We start from the raw sequence: 21,476 nt of genomic DNA on the forward strand, positions 1-21,476 counted from the left end.
GCTCACTGCAAATAGTGCTGTTTCTGTGGCATTTAGGCTTTTTCCGTCAAACCCGCGCTTTTGCCTCAAAAAGGGTCATGAACCCAAAGTTGTTATCCCAGCTGTGGATGGCTTTTTCGACGAGGTAGGTTAGGTTAAACTTTTGTCCCAGTCCAGTTAACGCAACAGCGGCGCTGTCTCTTACTTCGGGTAACCCTATGGATTCGGCTACGCATCGCAGGCTAGCTGCCGTCGCCTTAAGGGCGGGTACTCTGCTTATAGCGGTTGTTTTAGGCTGGTTCTCTGCGGCGGCTATGGCAGTGAAGTTCAGCAGGGTACTGCCAAAGGCAAGGGTGCAAACAGGAACCGCGTTAGTTGCCCTGGGGGTCTGCCTAGGATTGGATGCGCCGAGGACTTCTATCTGCGGTCCACGGTCAGCTGAAAAAACCGATTTGACCTCGCTGACTTCCCCCTCCATAACCGTTTCAAGAACTGCCCCGTAACCCATTTTCACAAAAACTTTTTGGCCGGGTTCAAATAGCGCCGTGTTTATCCATGCTGACTGGGGGTCGTTGACGGTGAACCTGAATTTTGGGGCTGATGGGTTCTGCTCCACACTTAGGGTGGATGCTGTGATGCCGTATTTTTGGTGGAGGTCTTCGGAGTTGACGATGATTTGGTTTTTCGGTGCGTAAAAGTTTGAGTATTTAGCGGTTAAATCAACTTGTGCCAATTCAAGTGCCCCTGGCTGCTTATTGATGGGACCGTGGGCATTTATTCTTGCTGATTAGGACGATTGCTTTTTGTGTATGACGCCCACGATGCTTTTGATGGGTTCCTGGCAGACCTCGGGTTTCCAGGTGCAGATGCCCTTGATTATCTCGTCGAGGTAATGTGCCAGCTCATCGCTTGTAACCTCTTTGGCGCAGTCCACCTTGTAGTCTATCTTGCCGTTCCTTCTGCTGACCCGTATTGTAACTAAATCTTCTTCAGACATAGCAGTCAAGCATCTATCTGGCCGTTTTAGATTTAAGCTTTCGGCTACCGCTCCAGCCTGAATTACGCCGATGCTGACAGTTGATCACTGCCAAGGGCATGCGTGAGTATCTAGCAACTCAATATACAAGGAAAAATTATTTGTTCACTAATAACATCTATCTTCTTCATAGTTCAGTTGCCATGTAAGCAGTCGCTATTTCTGTACTAATTTGGGTAAAAATATGTGGTCTTCTGGGTCCAATGTTGAAAAATTGTTTAATAAACGATTGGGCATCCTTGGTTTGATGAGGAGGTGCAGCTTAAAAAACGCAATCGCTCGCAGTAAGTCCAAAACGGCTGGTAACAGTTGCCACAGCAATGGGCGCTATGGCAGCAGCAATGATGACACAAGCAGACCCCAAACCCTCCGCCGGCGACAACGCAGCACCGCTGACACCAAGATCCTAAATCGCACAGCACCAGCAATGCATTGCAAATCGCGCATTAGCAAGTGACCAAACGGTAGTGGCAGGCGACAGCCCGTATCCTCATGCAGCACCGTCCAGTCGCAGCCAAACCGGCAACTCAAAGGATACACATCAAGCAATGCCTACAACACAACCCGCAGGCAACCAAGAACCACAACACAACCAGAACAGCCACGACAACCACCAAATCAAGCTTTAGAACAATGCAACCCTAAGCCCACTTTCCCTCCCCGTTTCTATCCCATATGGACTGGCTGACTCAGCTCTGGAGGTTTCCCTTCTCATTAGGTGTTTCCTCTCCTTAGTCCCTGCCTCCGGGGCTCACTCAGCAGTTCCGCATCTTCTTTTAAGTTCCCTTTTGTAGGCTGAAGCCATCCGTAGAAGTGTCAGATTGCCTGCGTCGCCGCCGACTCATGCCCAAGCTTAGCTGCGATATCAAAGCTTATTCGTAAACTCTGCTATCAGCGTCTGCGCAGTCTAGTCACCGCAACCGCCAGCGCCAACGCCACCGCTATCACGACTATAGCGATCTCCGCCGTCAAAGCCACGTTGGGGTAAGAGGTTTGATTCACAGCGATGCCTGCCAGCGCCCAAATAAACACTAAGCTGAAAGCGATGTCCCGGCGGGTCACGATGACAGCTAAATCAATGATTAACGCCAACGCCAAGACGACGATTGCCCAGGTCTGCATGCTTAACCCCAATCCATCCCAACCCGACGCAGTCAAAGTCACCGCGATGTTGGCGATGGTGGCGATTGTTACCCAGCCCAGATAGACGCTAAAGGGCACATGCACACAGAGCTTCTCTTTTAAGCTAACGTTGGAGCGTCCGATGTGCAGCCTCAGATAAATTGCAATCAGCGATGCCAGGAAACCAAGGATTACCGCTACTGAGATGGATAGCAGCTCGTTTTGCCAGAAAAACAGCCAAACGATGTTAAGTATGCTGGTTAGGATGAAGAGGTAGCTGATTTGTTTTTGGAAGGGCCGATTTTTTTGGCTTGGCAGCGCCTGATAAACCAGGTAGACCCCGAGCAGCACGTAGATGATGCCCCAGATGGAAAACACGTAGCCCGCGGGGGTGATTAGGGTGGGGTGTCTGTTGGAGACTTCCGCGGTGGTTTGTCCGCCGATGAGGGTGGTGTTGGATAAGCCGTTAACGATTAGGGTTGCTATGAAAGCGGCTATGTTAGCCCACCGTAGCCACCCAGGGGTCTTGTTTTCCATAAAAATCTCTAAGTAACTTATTTTCGTTTTAATATATAAGATTTTACTGAAAAAACCCTGCTAAAGAAAAGATTAATCTGACAAGACTGGTTGGTTCTCATTGCAACAAGAAAATAAAGGAAAAAGGGTAGTTTAACTAAACGTATTTTTTGTCGCTGTAGCAGTACCATCTCTGGTATTGCGGTATCCAAGTGAGCGGTTTGCCGCAGGTTGGACAAAGATTCTGGCTTTGACTAGTCTGCGCTGGCGCCGCGGCCTGCTGGGTGGCGAGGGCAGTTCTTAAGAGAATAAAGTCCGCTGCCGCCTGAACCTCATCCCAAGCGATGTTCTGCATTGACCCGTCCTCTTTTTCAACCGCCAAAGTTATGCTTGCTTTCCCTACAGAAAAAGCAAGGTCCTTGACTTTGCCTACCAGTTTTGCGCTGGCGTCGATAACCTGCATGCCTATCAGGGCGTCTCGCGTTAGGGGTTTTTCTGTTTGCATATAATTCAGCCTTAAATGCTCTTCTGCTATGAAGCTTAAAAATTTTGTCGTCATAAACATATTAATTTCAGGCATCTACAACGCCCCGGAAAGGGCTGGTGTAGGCAGCAAGGAACTGCCCAGCAGACAGCTAATCCAGAGTAGGCAGCGGGGAAAAACCGATGCGTTCACACAATTCCCGCTCCCTTTCCCTGATTTTCCGCTTCTTTTTGCGTGTTTTCCTCAAACCCGCATAGGCACTTATCACCATGGCAGCCCCATAAACGGTGATGGCGACCAGCAGGATGTATAGGGCTGAACTCACTGGGATATCCTTGGGCAGAAAATCAAACGCATACGTAAAGGCGGCGATGGCTGAGGGAGCTATCAGGGCTATGGTGATGCCTGTTCTAAGCTGCGCAAGCTGCGTACGCTCAACGGAGAGGACGTTGCGTTCGTAGGCGTACAGGGTCCTGAGAACCGCAAGGTTTTCTTGTTCATTCACCAAAAAACTCCGTACCCCCAGTGCACAGGGCTCATGCATCAACAGCTGGGCAACCGGCGATTACTGGATCGACATTTTAACCCGTATCCACTCATCAGGCTTTATCAGGCGGCTCGTATCTTCGGAGCCCACTTCAATCCGCACCCAACTGATTTTCCCGTTGAAATTGTTGCCGCTTTCCTTGAAGTCATCTGAGATGGGCGCCCCAATCTTGTCACCGACCATGCAAGTTGAATCCGCCGAGAAGATAATCGCGGCTGTCCGCTCGATCCTGCCCTCAGCGACCTTCCGATCATCGATGAAAAGCGATGCGGCTCCGCCTTTTCCAAGGCCCTCCCCATCATATTTGAAGTCCATGCGAACCAGATGCTTGCCCTCCGAAAGAGCCTCCGATGACTCTATGGCTGTGACGTCGAGCCCCAAAAAGTTGTAGCAGTACTTGAGTTTCCCGTTGCGTGCATACAGCGCCCAGCCTCCAAAGTTTGCGCCCTGAGCCACAATCGCACCTTCCGCTTTTGCAGAGGGCACCTCGATTTCGGCGGCGATGCTGTGTGACTTGTTTTTTATGTTGATGATGCCTGATTCCCCCAATATCATGCCGGGGTACAGGAACTGTGTGTCACCCGCAACCATCTTGGGTCTGCCCGCTAACTCGGGGATAAAGCGTTCAACTGACCGGTCATCCATCGGCAAAACATTGTAGCGCGTGGCCTCTATGAGCCATTGCCGCTGAAGCTCATGCAGCTTATCAGGCATCTGCTTGGCGAGGTCTTCAGCCTGCGTCCAATCCTTGCTTGTATCATAAAGCTCCCAGTTGTCATCGTCGAAAGCAACGGTTTTGGCTCCCACCAGCTCCCAGGGCGTACGATGCTTGGTGACTGCTGTCCAACCCTTAAAGTAGACGCCGCGGTTACCGAACATCTCAAAGTACTGGATGTCATGGCGATCCGGCGCAGAGGCATCCTCAAAGGTGTACTCCATGCTGACTCCCTCCATGGGCTTCTGCATTATGCCCTCGACGAACTGCGGCTCGGGGATGCCGGCGAGCTCAAGAATCGTCGGCGCTAAATCTATAACATGATGGAATTGGCTGCGGAGTTCTCCTTTAGATTTTATTCCCTTGGGCCAATGGACAATCAAGCCGTTTCGGGTTCCCCCAAAATGCGAGGCAACCTGCTTGGTCCACTGATACGGACAGCACATGGCATGCGCCCAGCCTACGGCGTAGTGATTGTAGGATTTTGGCCCCCCGAACTCGCTTAGGTGATCCAGCAGGTACTGGGGGGTCTCGAATGCTTCGGCGCCGTTAAAGTTAAGCATCTCGTTGAAGGTGCCGTTTAAAGTGCCCTCCGCCGAGGCTCCGTTGTCTCCGATAACATAGAAAACCAAGGTGTCATCGAGTATGCCGAGGTCTTTAAGGGAATCCAAAAGCCTGCCCACATGGTAATCAGTGAATTCCAGATAGCCCGCATAGACCTCCATCTCACGTCTTAGAACAGGCTTTAGCTCCTGGGGCATTTCCTCCCACGCCGGTATTTCCCTATGGCGCGTTGTCAGCTTGGCGTCTTTGGGGATAACTCCAAGCTCTTTTTGTTTCTCGATGGTTCTTTCCCGCAGGTTATCCCAGCCGTCATCGAATTTGCCCTTGTATCTGTCTGCCCATTCCTGAGGGACATGATGCGGCGCATGAGTGGCGCCCGGCGCAAAGTAGACGAAGAAGGGCTTTTCGGGAGCGATGGCTTTCTGGGTGCGTATCCAATTGATGGCTTGATCAGTCATATCTACCAGGAAATGGTAGTTGGGATCCTTCGGCAAGGTTACTCTGGCTCTACCATCATAAACTTCAGGGTACCACTGGTTTGTTTCGCCGGCGACAAAACCGTAGAATTTCTCAAAACCCGAAAAGGTCGGCCAATGATCAAACGGCCCCACTGGACCAGTTTCCCAAACTGGCACTTCATGGCATTTTCCAAAGTGCGCTGTCGAGTAGCCGTTGTATTTGAGAATCTTGGCGAGGGGCGCGCAGTAATTGGGTCTCATCGAGTTGTTGCCGGGCGCTGAAGTCGCGATTTCAGTTATGCCCCCCATTCCTACGGTGTGATGATTTCTCCCAGTTAGCAACGCGGCGCGTGTAGGCGAGCACAGCGCAGTTGTATGGAACCGCGTGTATCGCAGGCCGTCGGTGGCGAGGGCTTCAGCGACAGGTGTGTTTATGGGTCCGCCAAAAGCGCTGGATGCTCCAAAACCGACGTCATCAAGTAGGACCAGAACTATGTTGGGTGCCCCTTTGGGGGGACGAATCGGCTTGATGGGGGGAAACTTGGCGTCGGCGCTTTTTGCGTCATACACGATTAGTCCCTTGTAGGGGAAGTCGGGAATTGGGAGAACTCCCCGTTGGATATAATCGGAGTCGCTACTGGACATGTTAGACAAATAAAAACACCTAATTCTTCAGGGGCACTTCAAAAAATAAAGTTATGTGGTAACATTAAGAGTAAACATTGCACTAGCGAAGGGTTGGTTAACAGCTACTGGCAATTTTGCATGCCTGCTCCCATGCCTTCAAGAAATATTGGTTATAGATAGTTAAGAATTCAGGATGATTAGTCCAAAAAACTGGCGAAGCACCCAAGTCTACTTGCGGCTGCAAAGTAACGATTGCTTCCGCGCCATCCACTATTAAAATGCCTGCTAGGTTTTGACATGTAAATTTCAGGTGGAAATTCTGGTACTGCTCAACGAGTTCTAATCTTTTTATGTTGCAGAATTTCGATCGGTCGCCGACCACTATCACTTGGACATCAACATTTCTTTTCAGCATTGCCTCCCATACCTCAAAGAAATGCGTAATCCCTTGGCTGAACCTCTTATTTGTACTAGTGAGTCGCACGGTCTGCTTAGCGTTTCCAAACATTCGCTCTCGTGTTTCATGTACTAACTGTTTTTGAGGGATCAACAAAAACTTGTATTCAGTCATAAGGGTTGAAATTGGCGTGCGAATTCCTGAGTATTCATCTATCAGGCTTTGAGTTCTCTCTTTCGTTTTTTCTAACTCGCAAGCCTTCATCATCATTAGATGAGTAATGCAGTCCTGGATATCGATTGCTTGGAATTCTGTTGGTGTACTGATGAATTTTTCTACAAGCCCGATGTCGTAGAGCTCGTTGAGGAGGCGGTATATTTCTTGACGCACAAGTCCAGTCTGCTTTGAGAGGATTGCGCCTGATGTCTTTCCTATGTTTAACAAGCTTAAGTAGAGTTTTGCCTGATTAGGCGTTAAACCCAGTTGCACTAGGGTTTGAAGGTGATATTCGTTTACTGACAATATAAACAACTGGTTTATTGTTGCTGCTATTGCTTTATAAAACTGTCGTAAGTTGTCCCTTTTGACACCGTTTTATCTACACTTGCTGACACTAGAGGCTGAAGCACTTGCTTCAAAGAGGAGAAAAAAACATGCAACACAAAAAATTACTGACAATTTTATTCGTTGGAATCCTATCAATCCTACTAGCTTTACCCATGATAAACACGCCGTCTGCTAATGCACAAACAGGCGTATCTAAAAACACCTTCCCACTTATCGGCGCCCTCCCCAATCCCGTAGGCGTAAACCAAGAAACCCTCATCACCACCGGTTTAACCCATGCAACAGCTTGGCCTCAGGCTGGCTGGTACCGGGTTACCGTAACCGTCTACAAGCCAGATAACACCACTGAAACACTTGGGCCAGTCACAACCGACACCACCGGCATGACCGGAATATCCTACACCCCCACTATGGTCGGCACCTATTATCTGCAAACCAATTTCCCCGAGCAGAAAATCGAAGTTACAGCCGCAGGCACCTTAGCCAACACAACCATGAAGGCAAGCACCAGCGAAAAGTACCCACTTATCGTAACCGAGGAACCACGTGCATACTACCCAGGCGTTCCATTACCCTCAGAGTACTGGTCTCGCCCAATCAACGCGCAGTTCAGAGAATGGCAATCGATTGCAGGCAACTGGCTAAACGTCCGTGGATACGACAACCGATTACCACCACCTAACGATGATGCACCTGAAACACCACACTTACTCTGGACACGGCAATACGCTGAAGGCGGTCTGGTTGGAGGCGTAGATTTAGACGCCATCAACATGGATCAAATCAGCTATGAACACGGCGACGCATACGAAGGAAAATGGAGCAACCCCATCATAATGAACGGCATACTGTTCTACACCCAGCACGCAGCACAATCAGCAATGAACTATGCTGGCACATCGTGGAATTACACTGGATACGAAGTTGAACAGAGAACGGTCGCAGTTGACTTACATACAGGAAAAGAGCTTTGGAACAAAGTTCTCGGAAACAACGAAAGACAAGCATTTGGCCAAATAATGTACTGGAAAACCATGAACATGTACGGTGCCTTCTCATACCTGTGGACAACCGTTGGAACCACATGGAACGCATACGACCCATTCACTGGACGCTGGGAATACACCATAAACAACGTGCCTTCTGGCTCAAGAATAGTCGGTCCAAACGGCGAAATCTTGGTCTACACAATGGATAACATCAATGGCTGGTTGACGATGTGGAACTCAACTGAATGCGTCTACAAATCATACCTTGACTTCTATCTCTCCCGTCCAGGCGTAGCAGGTCAACCTGGCGGCGGAACAACAAACGATGCTGCACTAGCCGAATACTATGCAGGCAGATGGAGACCCCACGGTATCAAATTCAACGGCACAGAGGGCATACAGTGGAACGTGACTATTCCTAAAGGCTTACCGACAGGCGGACCTTCAAGCAACATACAATTCGTCGCTGGCGAGTACGCAATCGTTGGTAGCAACACCAACTGGGCAGGCGGCGCAGCGCAACCTAACCCTGTCTTCTATGCTATAAGCATTAAACCAGGCGAAGAAGGTAAATTGATGTGGAACAAGACCTGGACATTACCCACCGCAGACGCGCATGCAGACATTCCCGGCTCAGAACCCTTCAGCGTCGAGGACGACGTCTTCGTAGTTAGCATCAAAGAAACCAGAGTGCACTATGGCTTTAGACTCTCAACTGGCCAACAAATCTGGGGACCAACATCACCACCGGACCCATGGCTAAACGTCTTCACTAACCTCTACATGAACCCCTGGGGCGCAGCTGTCATCAAAAACGGCTCACTCTACACTGCAGGTATGGGCGGAGTAGTCAACGCCTTTAACGTACAAACAGGCGAACACCTTTGGACTTACAACCTCTCAGACAAATACACCGAACAACTCTTCAGCTCAGAATGGCCAACACCCATCGATTTCATCGTTGACGGCAAAATCTATCTGTTCACTCAGGAACACTCAGCTAACACGCCGATAGCAAGAGGCGCCCCCGCAGCATGCATAGATGCAACAACAGGCGAAGAAATCTGGCGGATTGATGGTTTACGGCTCGGTAGCAGATGGGGCGGACAACCCATCATTGGAGACAGCATAATCGCAGGCTTCAGCTCATACGATAATCAAATCGTCGCCATGGGCAGAGGGCCAACCGCAACCACCGTTGAAGCCCCGAGCATCAGCGCAACATTCGGAACTCCAGTGACAATTAGAGGCACAGTCACAGATATCTCTCCGGGCACTGAACAAGACGCAATTAAGCTACGCTTCCCCCACGGGGTAGCAGCAGTCAGCGACGACAGCCAAAGCGAATGGATGAAGTATGTCTACATGCAGTTCCCAAGTCCCATGACCTCCACAGGAGTAGATGTAACACTATCAGTCATCGACTCAAACAACAATGTCTATGAAATCGGCAAAGCAACCAGCGACACAAGTGGAACCTACAGTCTTGTCTGGACTCCAGAAATCTCCGGCAAATACACAATTATCGCAAGCTTCGAGGGCACAAATGCATACTGGCCATCATACGCAGAAACCGCCATGAACGTTCTTGAGGCGCCGTCGGCGACTCAGAGCAGCGCTGGCAATGACTTCGTGATGCCTCCATTCGAACTGTACCTTGCTATAGCAACCATCGCTATCATTGCTGCAATTGCAGTGGTGGGGCTATTGGTGCTCAAGAAAAAGGCTTAGAACATCATTTCCCTTTTCTTTTTTTTAATTAGCTTTGTAATTATTTTTTTTTGCTTATCAAATTTGTGAAGAAACTAAGAAGCAGCAAGCGCCTTGCCTACAGTGAGTTCCACAGTTGCTCAAACGCGTTCTCAGCAAACGCAACTAAGCAGGGGTGATTAGTAATTACATATGGTGATTCCGCGATAGGTCTGTCAGGGTAGTAGCTGAAACTCATGTTTTCGTGGTCAAAGAGTGCAAAGTTAACCATTTGGTTGCCAAGAACCGTTTTTATGGTTGTATTTTTATCGTGAGTTTTCAGTATCTCGTTGGGGATGGCTTGGTTTTGGTCAGGCAGCCCAATTATGAGTCTGTATTTTACGCCTCTGGCTACGGCGTTGTCGTGGTTATCTTGGCATTCGTTGGCAACATGAAGGAACCTTGGTAGAAACGTCACTACGTCAACTTTCGATTTTGCGTTGTCATGCTGCTGTTTCATTTGGGCAAAAATCCTTTTTCTGCCCTCGATGATACTGATTTTGTAGTCCTTCTCGCTTTCCTGTTCTTTTTTAGCTTTGAATTCGCTTGAAAACTCCTTAAGGGTTCTGCGCATCTCTTTGACTTCGCAGTATTTTCGGTCGATAAATGCCTGCAATCCCAGTTGAGGCGGCACCGCTGAGAACTTGATGGGGTTGCCTACTTCTTTATCTACTAAGCCGTTTTCTTGCAGCTCGTTTAGTGCTCTGTATATTCCGGTTCGGGGTAGGCTTGTTCGGGATGCAAGGAGGCGCGCGTCGGCTTTGCCGTTGATCACGAGGTTAAGGTATAGACTTGCCTGGATTCTAGTTAGGCCAATTTCGGTTAGGTATCGTACGCCGTCGTTTTTGGACCAATGTAGTGGAGTTACGTTTAGGAGATTTTCCCATTTTTGCAAAATCAACACTGCTAGTTACTTTGGCGGTTTAGCGATATTAAACACCCTCACGATAAGTGAGTTAATTTTAAATACTGACCGGGTGCAGGCGATTTCTTGCATCTCCAAGGGTCGTCTTAACGCTCGGTTAATACAATACTAAATAAGGCATCCGCGGCAGAACAAACAAGCGGGTACAAACCCGAAAATCTAGGAGAAAAATTTATGAAAACAGGTAAAATCGCTTCAGTAATGGTTGCAGTCTTTTTAGTTCTATCGATTGGATCATCAATGACTCTTATACCAACCACTAACGCGCATACCCCTCCATGGCAGATTCCCACATTCGCCTACGTTATGGCAACACCTAACCCCATCGGCATCGGACAGAGCACCTACATCTACATGTGGATTGACAAGATTCTTCCATCTGCAGCAATAGCTAACGATTACAGATGGCATAACTACAAGCTTACACTCACAAAACCCGATAACACAACCGAAGTGAGAACCTGGGATGTCGTCATGGACACCACCTCATCGCAAGGTTTCAGCTACACACCCGACCAAGTTGGCACTTACCAGATAAAATTCGAGTTCCCAGGACAAGCCGTTAATGCCTATGGACATGCTAATGACTTATTCGTAAACGACACTTACTTACCCAGCAGCGCCACGGGAACATTCATCGTGCAGGAGGAGCCCATCGGTGACTTCCCGGCGAGTTATCCGCTTCCAACAGAGTACTGGACACGACCAATATACGGCGAAAACCCCTACTGGTGGACAATTTCGTCAGATTGGCTCGGCACCGGTTCACCCATGCAAACCACCTACGGACGCTATGTTCCCAACGGCGTAGGACCCCTGACCAGCCACATCATGTGGACAAAGCCCGTGCAGGCTGGCGGAGTCGTTGGAGGAAACGAATTCGCTACTGCCGGCGACACATACTTCGAGGGCTCAGCATACATTTCAAGGTACAGAAACCCCATCATCGTATCGGGGCAACTGATCTACAAGGAACCTCTGGGCTTTTCAAGTTCTAACGGCGGACCATTGAAGTGCGTTGACTTGCGGACTGGACAAGTGCTTTGGAGCAGAACTGACATACCTGCGCTCTCGTTTGCCTACATATATGATACGCAGCAGCCCAATCAACATGGCGTCATGCAGCCGGTTTTATGCACAGCTAACTTTGCACAATGCTTCGATGCCTGGACAGGCAACCCACTGTTTAACGTAACCAATGTTCCCTCAGGTATAGCAGCGCTTGGACCACAGGGCGAAGTGCTAAGATGGGTTGTGACTAACTGCGGTAACACCACAAACCCCAATTGGTATCTGGCTCAGTGGAACAGTTCAAGACTCTTCACTACGACAGGTCTGTCGCCAAGCCAATCAGGCGTATATGATGCAAGCCTCGCAAGCCGCTACGACTGGAACGTTTCGATACCCTGGCTTAACGTTATGGGTAGCCAAACCGAAACCACTGTCCAATTCGATAACGGCACATATGCAAACATCAAGGGCTACAGCGCCTCAGGCACCAACCCCAACGCAGCAAACCCCTCCACTCAAGTATATGCATTCTACGGCGATGTAATCATCTGCAGAAACGGCTCTCAACCCGGCGTAGGCAGCTTCGGACGAGCCTACAGCACCACATCCTACACATACTTCGCTGTCAACATCAACCAATCCAAAGGAGCCCTCGGCTCAATACGATGGTGGAATACACTAGCGCCGCCAGCGAACCTCACCTCTGTTCTCCAAGGCCCCGCTGACCAAGTAAGCGGCGTCTTCACCGAATCCTACAGGGAAACAAGCCAATGGGTCGGATACAGTTTAGCGACGGGACAGAAACTGTGGGGCCCAACTGCATCTCAGCCGCCACTTGACTACTATGGATACTTCTTCCCAGGCTTAGCAGAAGGACAAGTTATAGCTCCAAACAAACTCTACAGCGCTGGAATGGCAGGCATAGTTTACTGCTATGACACCACAAACGGCAATCTCCTTTGGACCTTTGGCAACGGCGGCGCAGGCAACAACACAAACAGTGAATTCCAAGTACCCGGTCCATACCCAACCTTCATTTACGCAGTCTGCAACGACGTAGTATACACCATGACAACCGAGCACACTGTTGAAACCCCAATTTACAAGAATGCACGAACCCGAGCCCTCAACGCAACCGACGGAACCGTAATCTGGACGCTTTCAAACTATAACGGCGGCGGAACCTCAGCTGCTGCCGTGGCCGATGGCTTCGCGACGTTCTACAACGGCTACGATAACCAAGTTTACGTTGTTGGCAAGGGACCAAGCGCTTTGACAGTGGAGGCACCGCTGGCTGATATAACGTTAGGGCAAGGCTTAGTGATTAGAGGAACAGTAACCGACATCTGTGCTGGCACAAAGCAGACTGAGCAGGCAGCGCGGTTCCCCAGTGGCGTCCCAGTGATGTCTGACGAAAGCATGACGGATTGGATGGAGTACATCTACCAGCAGAAGCCTAAACCAACCAATGCAACAGGCGTTCCAGTCTCCATCGATGTTATTGACCAAAACGGCAACTACCGCAACATCGGAGTAGCAACAACTGACATGAATGGTGCATACAGCTACCAATGGGTTCCTGACATCGAGGGCAAATACACGTTGATCGCCACTTTCGCCGGATCCAATGCTTACTGGCCTTCAAGCTCGGAAACCTTCTTCGCAGTCGACCCCTCCTCATCCGCGCCCACGCCTTCACAGACGACGTCAACTTCAGCCGCGGACCTTTACTTGCTGCCGGGAATAATCGCCATAATCCTTGTAATCATAATAGTCGGCGTAGTGCTTTTGCTTGCCATCAGACGACGACCATAAACCACAAGCAACAACTATCCCCCTCCCTTTTTTGTTACCTAAACGAGCCCTCAGCATCCTTGGTTTTGATGGTGCCTTTGTTTACTAGAGCACAGGATACCCTACCGTTAGCGGCTGCAGTATTTCTCCACCATCTCCGCGGCTTTCTTAGCTGAAGCCACCGCTTCGATGACTGTCCGCGGACCCGTAACGATGTCGCCAGCGGCAAAAACCCCCTCCTGCGAGGTCCTGCCGAACTCGTCTGCTGCTAAAAGCCCTCTCTGAGTAACTTTTGCGCCTCCGACGCTAACAACGTCTGCGCCGGGGCCCTGCCCGATGGCGATGATAACTGAATCAGCCGGTAACTCAAACGCGGATTGGAAATCCTCTCTTAGACATTCCGAGCCGTCCGCTGCCACGGTTTTTTCGACTTTAACGCATTTAACAGAGTTCTCCATGATTCGGACTACCTGGCAGTGATGAATCATCTTTACGCCGTCAATCATCGCCATCTCCACCTCGGCTCTATCTGCCTTAACGTCTTCGGGTCCCCGATAGTTTATGATGGTGGCTTCGGCGTGTTGTTTTCTTATGGCTGTCCTTGCCGCATCCATGGCGACGTTGCCTGCGCCCAGAATCGCCACGTTTCTGCCCAGTTTGTAAGCTTCAGGCGACCGCAGGTAATCGATGGCAAAATGCACGTGCCCCAAGGTTTCGCCTAGCAGCCCAAAACGGTTAGGGCGGGTTGTGCCTGTGCAGATAAAAATGGCGTCGTAGCCGTCTAGGAACATGTCATCGGTGCTAAAGTTGGTGCCTATCCGCGTGTTGGGGCGGAATTTGACGTCCAGAGAATCAAGGATGCTTCGGTAATATTCGAAGATGCTTCGTGGTAGCCTGAATTCGGGGATGCCATATCGCATGGCGCCGCCTATGCTGTCCATAGCCTCAAAGAGGGTAACGGAGTAACCCTTCAAGGCCAAAGTAATACTCATGGTCATTCCAGCGGGGCCCGCTCCCACCACAGCTACTTTTTTGCCGTTTTTCTGGACTTTAGGCGGCTGATAGGTTTCCAGGTAGAAACGTGAAACATACTGCTCTATCTTGTAGAATTCCACCGGCTGCCCTTTTTTGCCCAGTATACAGTGGCCTTTGCAGTTCCGGTCATGAGGGCAAACAATCGAAGTTATAGCTGAGAGGGGGTTATTGTTGAAGAGGATTTCTCCCGCCTGCTGCAATTTACCCTCCAGAAACAAAGCCATCACCTGCGGGATAGGTGTTGAAACGGGGCAGCCCTTGGCGCACCCGGGCACTTTGCATTTTAGGCATCGGTCAGCTTCAGATTTTATGGTGGACATGTCTGTTTTCTCTTTAAGGTTGCTTGAGGACTTGCAGTGCCTCGCTTCGAGAGCCCAAAATCTTGAAGATCTGTGTGAAGCCTGAAATCTCGAAGACCTCGCGGACATAGGGTTTAAGCGATACCAAAAGGATTTGGCCGCCTGATCTCTGGAGGCTTTTAGCTGAGGACAAAAGAACCCTTAAGCCTGCGCTTGCAACATAATCGGTTTGGGAAAAGTCACAGATTACTTTTTTTGTCCCCGCCGCAATTAACTCTTTGAGTGCGGTTTCCACTTCGTTGGCAGTGTAGGCGTCAAATCTGGGCACCATGACTGCTGTGGCTACGTCTCCTTCGGTCCTTAATTCCATGTTTCCACTTCATGATTCTATTTTTTTATATACTTAGCGATTGTTAATAAATTCTTATCATCGCGGCGCAGATAGCTTACTTCATCCATGAATTTTTTCATGAAAAATATGCCTAAGCCCCCTGCTTTTCGTTCGCTCAAACCGCTTTCTACATCGGGCTCCGGCAACGTAGTTGGGTCAAAGGGTCCACCCCAATCCGATATCTCCACGATGAATTTCGAATCTGTCAGCATACAGCCGACCACGATTTTTCCCTCCATGCTTGAGTATGCATGTTCGATGATGTTTGTGCATGCCTCATCAACCGACAATTGCACCGCATGGACATCCCTTGGGTTATCTATGCTGTAGTAATGCATCGTTTCCTCGATGAACTCGCCGATTCTAGCGAGGTTTTCCATTTTTCCCTCAACGGTAAGTTCAAACTTCTCTTTCACCGCATGGTCCCCTTTTCCTTTTTACTTATGCTGCTCTAGGCCCCCTTGATGATTAGCAAGGTGATGTCATCGAACTGCGGCATATCTCCCGCGAAGGCTTTCACAGCAGATAAAATCTCTTCAAGAATCTTCTGAGAAGAAAGATGGGCGTTTTGGCGGATGATTTCTGTTAACCGCGTTTCACCAAACATTTCCTGCTGCGAATTAATTGATTCGGTGACGCCGTCGGTGAACATGACCACAACGTCGTCTTCCCCGATTTTTACTCTGCTGGATTTGTATTCCATGTTCTCTGCTGCGCCAAGGACGATTCCGGTCGGCGGTAGCCTCTCGACTGTTCCAGTCTGGCTTCGAAAAACCATGGGGGGGTTATGTCCGGCGTTGACGTAGGTTAAGGTTCGGTCTGTGTCGTTTAGTAAGCCGAAGAAGAGGGTTACGAACATTCCGGATTTTGAGTCCTGCGTGATGGTGTTGTTGGAGTTGAAGATGACTCTGGCGGGGTCATGGTGCCAGAGTGCATTAACCCTGACGACAACTCTTGATAATGCCATGAAGAGGGCTGCTGGAACTCCCTTTCCCGAAACATCCGCAACAAGCAACCCATGCCTGCCCCCCTCAAGAGTCATCACCTCATAGGGGATCACATCAAAAAAGTCGCCTCCAACCTCTTTCGCCATGACGGTCCGGGCTGCAATATCGATCCCTGGAATCCGCGGAATCGCTTCAGGCAGGAAGCTTTTCTGGATTTCCGCGGCAATCTGGAGCTCAGCGTTTGAACGGGCAAGCCTCCCCTCCATTTCTCGGCGTTCAGTGATGTCCCGGATGGTTTCTATGGCGCCGATGACTGCTCCGCTGGTCGGGTCATAGAGGGGCGTAGCTTTCGCCCATAGGTATGCGCCGCCTGGCCGAAAATCGGGGATAAACACGTCAGCGACCAGTGTGTCTACATTGCGCTCCACGTTACTGTACCTTTTCTGCAACTCGGTTTCAGGCAGAAAAATCAGGTCCACAAGCATGGGGCGACGCTCCTTATAGAAGGGCAGGGCGTACTCGTAGTTGGCTTTGCCGAGCATGGCGTCGGCGGGTATGCTGGTGAGCATTTCCATGGCGCTGTTCCACGCGATAACCTTGCCCTCCAAGTTAATCACGAAGGTGGCGTCGGGGAGAAAGCTAAGGATGTCGGCGAGGCTGCGGCGTGACTGAACAATCTCTTGTTCCGCGCGTTTGCGGTCCGTTATGTCGCGGATGGTTTCTATTGAGCCGACGACGTCACCGCTGTTTGGGTCATAGAGGGGCGTAGCTTTAGCCCAGAGGTATGCGCCGCCTTCCCGGAAATTTGGGAGAAAAATCTCGACGATAAGCGTGTCGCCTAACCGTTCTACCGTGTCGTACTTGTGCTCTACTTCGGCTTGGGGCATAAAAATCAGGTTTGCCAGCATGGGCCTGCGTTGCCCATAGAAGGGCATTGCATATTCGTAGTCTGATTTGCCCAGCATTTCGCTTCGGGGTATGCTGGTTAGCATTTCCATGGCGCTGTTCCACATGATGACTTTGCCGTTTAAATCGATGACGAAGGTGGCGTCGGGTAAAAACTCGATTATGGCATCCCGGAACTGTTGGCCGTCTGCGTTCATGTCTGCCCACTCTGAGCAAGTAGGTTACATGTTGAAGCTAATTAGCTTTTAGAGCAAGGGCGGCATCGGCGTGTCAGGTTTTCCTGAATTCTTTGCTGTAGCGGTTTGCTTTTAGCGCTGACTATTTTTTTCTATAGTTGTTGTTGTGGGGGACCCCTCTTTACTCAACAACAACCTGCGGGTTGCCTAAAACAATGCTTTTCTGCGTCGGGCGCTTTGGCATATTGCAGATTGGTTGTGGAGCCTGCCACAAGCAGAACAACAAATTTTGAGCTAATTCAGCTTAAAAGAGAAAACAGCCCTCTCTGAATCCTCACAGACTTCCACAGCAGGCGCAAGACCCCTTTCCAATAGCCCGAGCCACAGGTGGCATGCGCAGATGCCTACATCCACGTTAGGATGCTCCCACTTAAAGTGCCTGTACCCCACGGGCATGGCGACTGTCACCGTTTTATAGCCCTCATCAAAGCCGAAACGCCACATCTGCGAGTTACCTGCTGAAGGCGCTTTTCTAGCGAGGTCAAGAGCATAACTGAGGTCCTCTGGAAGGTTCGCTGCATCCCTGGGGTTTTCAAGCAGCTCTTTGATTTCTTTTCTGTTGAAGCTATACATTTTCTTGGTCATTCTATCCATCAGCCGTAGACCACCCGACTCGTAGTAGCCCAAGGGGGAAATGCAGATGGCGCGAATGCCCTCGGTGGTGCCGGTTGAGTAGCCGTAGCCTTTTGGCGCCTCATTTAACTGGCTGGCGTTTTGCAGGTGAGGCATTAGCTTTTCGAGTTCCGCCAGCTTGTAATGTCCATACCAGCAGGTCGAGACGCCGAGGCTTTGAGCCCTAAGAATCAGCAGTTCACCTATGAACCCGGTTTTCGCTATTGAAACAACATCTGTTTCAGACAGGAACGCCATGTTATCTGGGGGTGACTTCAACACGGTGTAAAGTTCCTTTGTTGGTTTAGCTTTGAAAAAACGAATCTCAGTTGCGCAATCAAACGGCGCCTTAACAGTCTTGGCGTACTCGGAAAGTGTCGCCAACGTTTCAGGTTTTAGGGCTTCTATTTTGTAGCTTCTTGCGGACCTGCGATTGTTTATGGTTTCGCTAAGATTATAGGGTAAGTTAAATGTAGACACGGTGCTTGCCAACTTCCTTTTATCGTAAATCAAGGTAGCTACAGATAAGGTTTTGTTGAAATCAGCGTTGAGAGAGGATTTGGAGTTGGGACGGCAATTGAACATTTAGGGGGCATTGCAGGGGTCGGTTTGGCTGTTATTTGTTGACGACGTCGCTGCTTGAGAGCGTTTTTACACCTAAATCTTCTGCGGTTTTAGCGAGTTTTGCGTCGTCGGAAACTAGGTTTTGCTGTTTTCTTTTGCCTCCCCTAGGTAGGCTGAGTCATAGACGGTTATTATTACGAAAATCATTAATGCGTGACGTTAAGTTCAGCGGCTGCTAACGCCTGTGGGCTCAAAGGGGCTATGCTTATATCTTCGTATTGGTTACATAAAAGTGCTGTTTTTGCAGCTGAAAGTGAACGATTTGTCTGCCCTTTATTTTAGTAAACAAAATAGCGAGAACAAGTACAAACAACTTTTCGAAGAGGCAATAGACGCGATCATAATCATTGGTTCAGAATCAGACGTCATCCTTGAATGCAACCAAGCTGCAGCGGAACTATTTGAAAGAACAAAAGACGAATTGATTGGGGAACACGAAGCCATATTGTATCCATTCGAAGAAACTGCCAATAGCTTAACAACACTGTTCAGAGAAAAAAAAGCGCACTCACCAAATTTAAAAAAATATGAAATCCAAACAGAAACCAAAGTCATCACTAAAAATGAACAAATAAAAGATGTGTCCATTCACGCCTATTCAATGGACATCGAAGGCAAAGAAATAATCTACGCCTCATTTAGAGATGTCACTCAGCAAAAACAGGCAGAAGCAGCGCTTAGATATTCGGCGGAACAGTTCAGCATTTTAGCTGAAACTTGGCCGAATATGATCGTTATCATCCAGGATGGAAAAGTTGCATATCTAAACCAAGAAACCGTAAGAGTCACTGGCTACTCTAAAGAGGAGTTTTATTCACCTGATTTTGATTTGACCAAGCTATTATCCCCTGAATTTTTACCTGAGTTTATGGAGGAATTTGATAAAAGAATCAAAGGGTTAAGTTTGGAGCCTTTAGAGTTTACATTAATAACAAAAAAGGGGTCAACTATTGATGCAATATGGAGCGCCAGACCCATCACTTTTAATGGAAAACTTGGACTTGTAGGCGTCGCAACAGACATTACAGAACGTAAAAAAAATGAACAACTAATCATAACACAAAAGAATCAACTAGAAGGGATATTCGCATCCAGTCCAGACGCTATAACTGTAACCGATTTATCGGGAAATATTTTACACTGCAACCAAGCTGCGGTTTCCCTGATTGGATTAAATTCAAAAGAAGAAGCAATCGGAAAAAATATCCGCCAACTGATTTCTCCAAAAGACCAACAAAAAGCCTATATGGATTTAGCAAAAGTTATGGAAACTGGCGTCCCAGTAAAAAATTTAGAACTGGTTTTTTTAACTAAGGATGGAAAAGAACTGCCAGTCGAGTTATCGGGAGCAGCCATAAAGGATGCTTCAGGAAAACCAGTAAATTTAGTTACAATAACTCACGACATTTCTGAACGTAAAGAAATGCAGCAAAAACTCCAGCAGGAAAGAGATATTCTCAATGCCGTTACAAGAAGCATCAACGCAGGATTTGTGATGGTGAGCCGAAACTACGAGATTGTCTGGACTAACGAATTTATAAAAGGCCTTTTTGGATCCGCTGAGGGGAAGTTATGTTACCAAGCACTGCATGGTCACAAAAGTAAAAGCATATGCTCCGATTATAGCGTAAGAAAAGTTTTTGAAGATAACGCAAATGAGGCATCCCATGAAATTCAAATAACAGGCGCTGAAGGAAAAAAGGTTTGGATGAAAATAGCCGCTGCACCCATAAAGGATGCAGAGGGCCAAGTGGTTGCTGCAGCAGAGCTTGTTGTGGATATAACTGACATTAGGCAAGCTGAAGAACAGATTCGGCTGCTAAGCAGTGTTGTAGAACAAGAGGTGGATGGCATAGCGGTTTCAGACAACCAAGGGCGAATCCTCTTTTTAAACAAAAGCTGGATAACAATGCATGAACTAGCCGACGGCGCTGAGGATCTAACCGGTGAATCAATCATGCGGTTCTATGACCCAGACCAACTCAAAGCCATCGGCAGTAAAACCGACAACGATGGAGTTTTCAGGGGACGACTTAAGCAAATAACCAAAGATGGAACAGGCTTCACTGCCTTAGCCACTCTAAGCCCCCTGCGAGACAAGGAAGGACAAATAGTCGGAACCATACACACAGCAAAGAAGCTAACCGAGATAGTCCGCGAAATAAGAAATGTAGGATCCCATTCTTATAGAGGGGATTCAGCGGTGGATGGGGTGTAAAATGTCTGCAGGGCTTTTTCCTTCAGGTATACCTGCATTGGATGTTGCCCTAAAGGGTGGTTTCGCTAGGCCATCAAACCTGCTGGTTATGGGTGACCCTTGGTCATCAAAAAGAGAAGTCGGATTGACTATGCTTAGTGCGGGGTTACGTAATAATGAGGCGGCAATATGCATCTCGGCTACAAAAACTGCTGAAGAAATCAGGGCACGTTGGCTCGAGTGTGGATTAACCCCGACTTTTGAGCAGGAAGGCAGAGTGAAATTCGTCGATTGCTATTCAAAAATGATTGGAGTTAATGCTTCTGATACACCGTCGATAAAGCGAGTGCCAAGCATAATAGAATACACCAAGCTCACGGTTGCAGTGAATGAATGGTGTTCAGGCTTTTTTTTTAAAAATACCGTTGTAAGGGTACTGTTTGATTCGCTTTCTACCCTCTTAATCTACAGTAGTCTGCAAACGGTTATGCGTTTTTTGCATATTTTCTTAGGGCAGCTTAGGAAACAAAACGTCTTGGGTTTTCTAATAGTTGAGGAAGGTGCACATGACTTGTTGACGGTTAACCAACTGGAAAGTTTCTCGAACGGTGCAATAGTGATGGAAGCAAATTCTCTTCGGTGCGACGGATTCTTCGGGTACCCAAGCATGTCCGTGCCGTTTTCTTTTTCACCCGCCGAATCCGTCACCCAAAACCTTCGCAGAAATGGCAGGTTGGAGGCGCCTTGAA

At 48.8% G+C, this 21,476-nt stretch carries 17 protein-coding genes; 4 read left to right on the forward strand and 13 right to left on the reverse strand.

Annotation, left to right across the window (positions count from 1 at the left end; all coding sequences use genetic code 11):
- Positions 1-46: 46 nt before the first annotated feature.
- The 7 genes from NWE93_10950 to NWE93_10980 all read right to left on the reverse strand — a co-directional run bounded on the left by NWE93_10950 (position 47) and on the right by NWE93_10980 (position 6,967).
- Positions 47-712, reverse strand: coding sequence for a hypothetical protein (locus NWE93_10950; protein ID MCW4000747.1), 666 nt, complete (start codon positions 710-712; stop codon positions 47-49).
- Positions 713-766: 54 nt separating this feature from the next.
- A complete protein-coding gene (locus tag NWE93_10955; protein MCW4000748.1) occupies positions 767-976 on the reverse strand; it encodes a hypothetical protein in 210 nt (69 codons plus the stop codon).
- A 930-nt stretch (positions 977-1,906) separates the two neighbouring features.
- Complete coding sequence (locus tag NWE93_10960; protein ID MCW4000749.1) at positions 1,907-2,674, reverse strand: tryptophan-rich sensory protein; 768 nt, start codon at positions 2,672-2,674, stop codon at positions 1,907-1,909.
- A 136-nt stretch (positions 2,675-2,810) separates the two neighbouring features.
- Positions 2,811-3,158: a hypothetical protein gene (locus tag NWE93_10965; protein ID MCW4000750.1), complete on the reverse strand. Its 348-nt coding sequence runs from the start codon at positions 3,156-3,158 to the stop codon at positions 2,811-2,813.
- A gap of 130 nt (positions 3,159-3,288) precedes the next feature.
- Entirely contained in the window at positions 3,289-3,642 is a 354-nt protein-coding gene (locus NWE93_10970; GenBank protein MCW4000751.1) for a hypothetical protein, read from the reverse strand.
- Positions 3,643-3,702: 60 nt separating this feature from the next.
- Positions 3,703-6,066 carry an arylsulfatase gene (locus NWE93_10975; protein MCW4000752.1) on the reverse strand — a complete coding sequence of 788 codons (2,364 nt, stop codon included), beginning with the start codon at positions 6,064-6,066 and terminating at the stop codon, positions 3,703-3,705.
- 97 nt (positions 6,067-6,163) lie between these two features.
- On the reverse strand, positions 6,164-6,967 hold the full coding sequence (locus tag NWE93_10980) for a hypothetical protein (protein ID MCW4000753.1): 804 nt from the start codon (positions 6,965-6,967) through the stop codon (positions 6,164-6,166).
- Positions 6,968-7,098: 131 nt separating this feature from the next.
- Here NWE93_10980 and NWE93_10985 point away from each other — a divergent pair, with 131 nt between their 5' ends.
- A complete protein-coding gene (locus NWE93_10985; GenBank protein ID MCW4000754.1) occupies positions 7,099-9,732 on the forward strand; it encodes a PQQ-binding-like beta-propeller repeat protein in 2,634 nt (877 codons plus the stop codon).
- A gap of 97 nt (positions 9,733-9,829) precedes the next feature.
- Here the strand turns inward: NWE93_10985 and NWE93_10990 are convergent, their stop codons facing one another.
- Complete coding sequence (locus NWE93_10990) at positions 9,830-10,645, reverse strand: hypothetical protein (GenBank protein MCW4000755.1); 816 nt, start codon at positions 10,643-10,645, stop codon at positions 9,830-9,832.
- 204 nt (positions 10,646-10,849) lie between these two features.
- Between NWE93_10990 and NWE93_10995 the strand changes: the two genes are divergently transcribed.
- A complete protein-coding gene (locus NWE93_10995; protein MCW4000756.1) occupies positions 10,850-13,501 on the forward strand; it encodes a PQQ-like beta-propeller repeat protein in 2,652 nt (883 codons plus the stop codon).
- A gap of 107 nt (positions 13,502-13,608) precedes the next feature.
- Here NWE93_10995 and NWE93_11000 read toward each other — a convergent pair whose 3' ends face one another.
- The 5 genes from NWE93_11000 to NWE93_11020 all read right to left on the reverse strand — a co-directional run bounded on the left by NWE93_11000 (position 13,609) and on the right by NWE93_11020 (position 18,386).
- On the reverse strand, positions 13,609-14,835 hold the full coding sequence (locus tag NWE93_11000) for an FAD-dependent oxidoreductase (protein ID MCW4000757.1): 1,227 nt from the start codon (positions 14,833-14,835) through the stop codon (positions 13,609-13,611).
- A gap of 13 nt (positions 14,836-14,848) precedes the next feature.
- The gene (locus NWE93_11005) at positions 14,849-15,184 is read right to left on the reverse strand and encodes an STAS domain-containing protein (protein ID MCW4000758.1); all 336 of its coding nucleotides are present in this window, start codon (positions 15,182-15,184) and stop codon (positions 14,849-14,851) included.
- Between the two features lie 17 nt (positions 15,185-15,201).
- Positions 15,202-15,621, reverse strand: a complete 420-nt coding sequence (locus NWE93_11010; GenBank protein ID MCW4000759.1) for an ATP-binding protein — start codon at positions 15,619-15,621, stop codon at positions 15,202-15,204.
- 35 nt (positions 15,622-15,656) lie between these two features.
- Positions 15,657-17,255, reverse strand: a complete 1,599-nt coding sequence (locus NWE93_11015) for a SpoIIE family protein phosphatase (protein MCW4000760.1) — start codon at positions 17,253-17,255, stop codon at positions 15,657-15,659.
- Positions 17,256-17,528: 273 nt separating this feature from the next.
- Positions 17,529-18,386: a hypothetical protein gene (locus NWE93_11020; protein MCW4000761.1), complete on the reverse strand. Its 858-nt coding sequence runs from the start codon at positions 18,384-18,386 to the stop codon at positions 17,529-17,531.
- 385 nt (positions 18,387-18,771) lie between these two features.
- On the opposite strand from NWE93_11020, the gene NWE93_11025 reads away from it, so the two are divergent.
- Positions 18,772-20,748 (forward strand): PAS domain S-box protein, encoded by a 1,977-nt coding sequence (locus NWE93_11025; GenBank protein MCW4000762.1) that lies wholly within the window; start codon positions 18,772-18,774, stop codon positions 20,746-20,748.
- A gap of 1 nt (position 20,749) precedes the next feature.
- A complete protein-coding gene (locus tag NWE93_11030; protein MCW4000763.1) occupies positions 20,750-21,475 on the forward strand; it encodes an RAD55 family ATPase in 726 nt (241 codons plus the stop codon).
- Position 21,476: the final 1 nt, after the last annotated feature.

The sequence above is a fragment of the Candidatus Bathyarchaeota archaeon genome, assembly GCA_026014735.1.
In the GTDB taxonomy this organism is placed as follows: Archaea; Thermoproteota; Bathyarchaeia; order Bathyarchaeales; family Bathycorpusculaceae; genus Bathycorpusculum.

What these genes read in the sequence shown, in the direction of transcription:
- NWE93_10995 (MCW4000756.1), top strand. Translation starts at nt 10,850, where the DNA reads ATGAAAACAGGTAAAATCGCTTCAGTAATGGTTGCAGTCTTTTTAGTT.
- NWE93_10965 (MCW4000750.1), bottom strand. Translation starts at nt 3,158, where the DNA reads ATGCAAACAGAAAAACCCCTAACGCGAGACGCCCTGATAGGCATGCAG.
- NWE93_11005 (MCW4000758.1), bottom strand. Translation starts at nt 15,184, where the DNA reads ATGGAATTAAGGACCGAAGGAGACGTAGCCACAGCAGTCATGGTGCCC.
- NWE93_10975 (MCW4000752.1), bottom strand. Translation starts at nt 6,066, where the DNA reads ATGTCCAGTAGCGACTCCGATTATATCCAACGGGGAGTTCTCCCAATT.
- NWE93_10985 (MCW4000754.1), top strand. Translation starts at nt 7,099, where the DNA reads ATGCAACACAAAAAATTACTGACAATTTTATTCGTTGGAATCCTATCA.
- NWE93_11000 (MCW4000757.1), bottom strand. Translation starts at nt 14,835, where the DNA reads ATGTCCACCATAAAATCTGAAGCTGACCGATGCCTAAAATGCAAAGTG.
- NWE93_10955 (MCW4000748.1), bottom strand. Translation starts at nt 976, where the DNA reads ATGTCTGAAGAAGATTTAGTTACAATACGGGTCAGCAGAAGGAACGGC.
- NWE93_10960 (MCW4000749.1), bottom strand. Translation starts at nt 2,674, where the DNA reads ATGGAAAACAAGACCCCTGGGTGGCTACGGTGGGCTAACATAGCCGCT.
- NWE93_11015 (MCW4000760.1), bottom strand. Translation starts at nt 17,255, where the DNA reads ATGAACGCAGACGGCCAACAGTTCCGGGATGCCATAATCGAGTTTTTA.
- NWE93_11030 (MCW4000763.1), top strand. Translation starts at nt 20,750, where the DNA reads ATGTCTGCAGGGCTTTTTCCTTCAGGTATACCTGCATTGGATGTTGCC.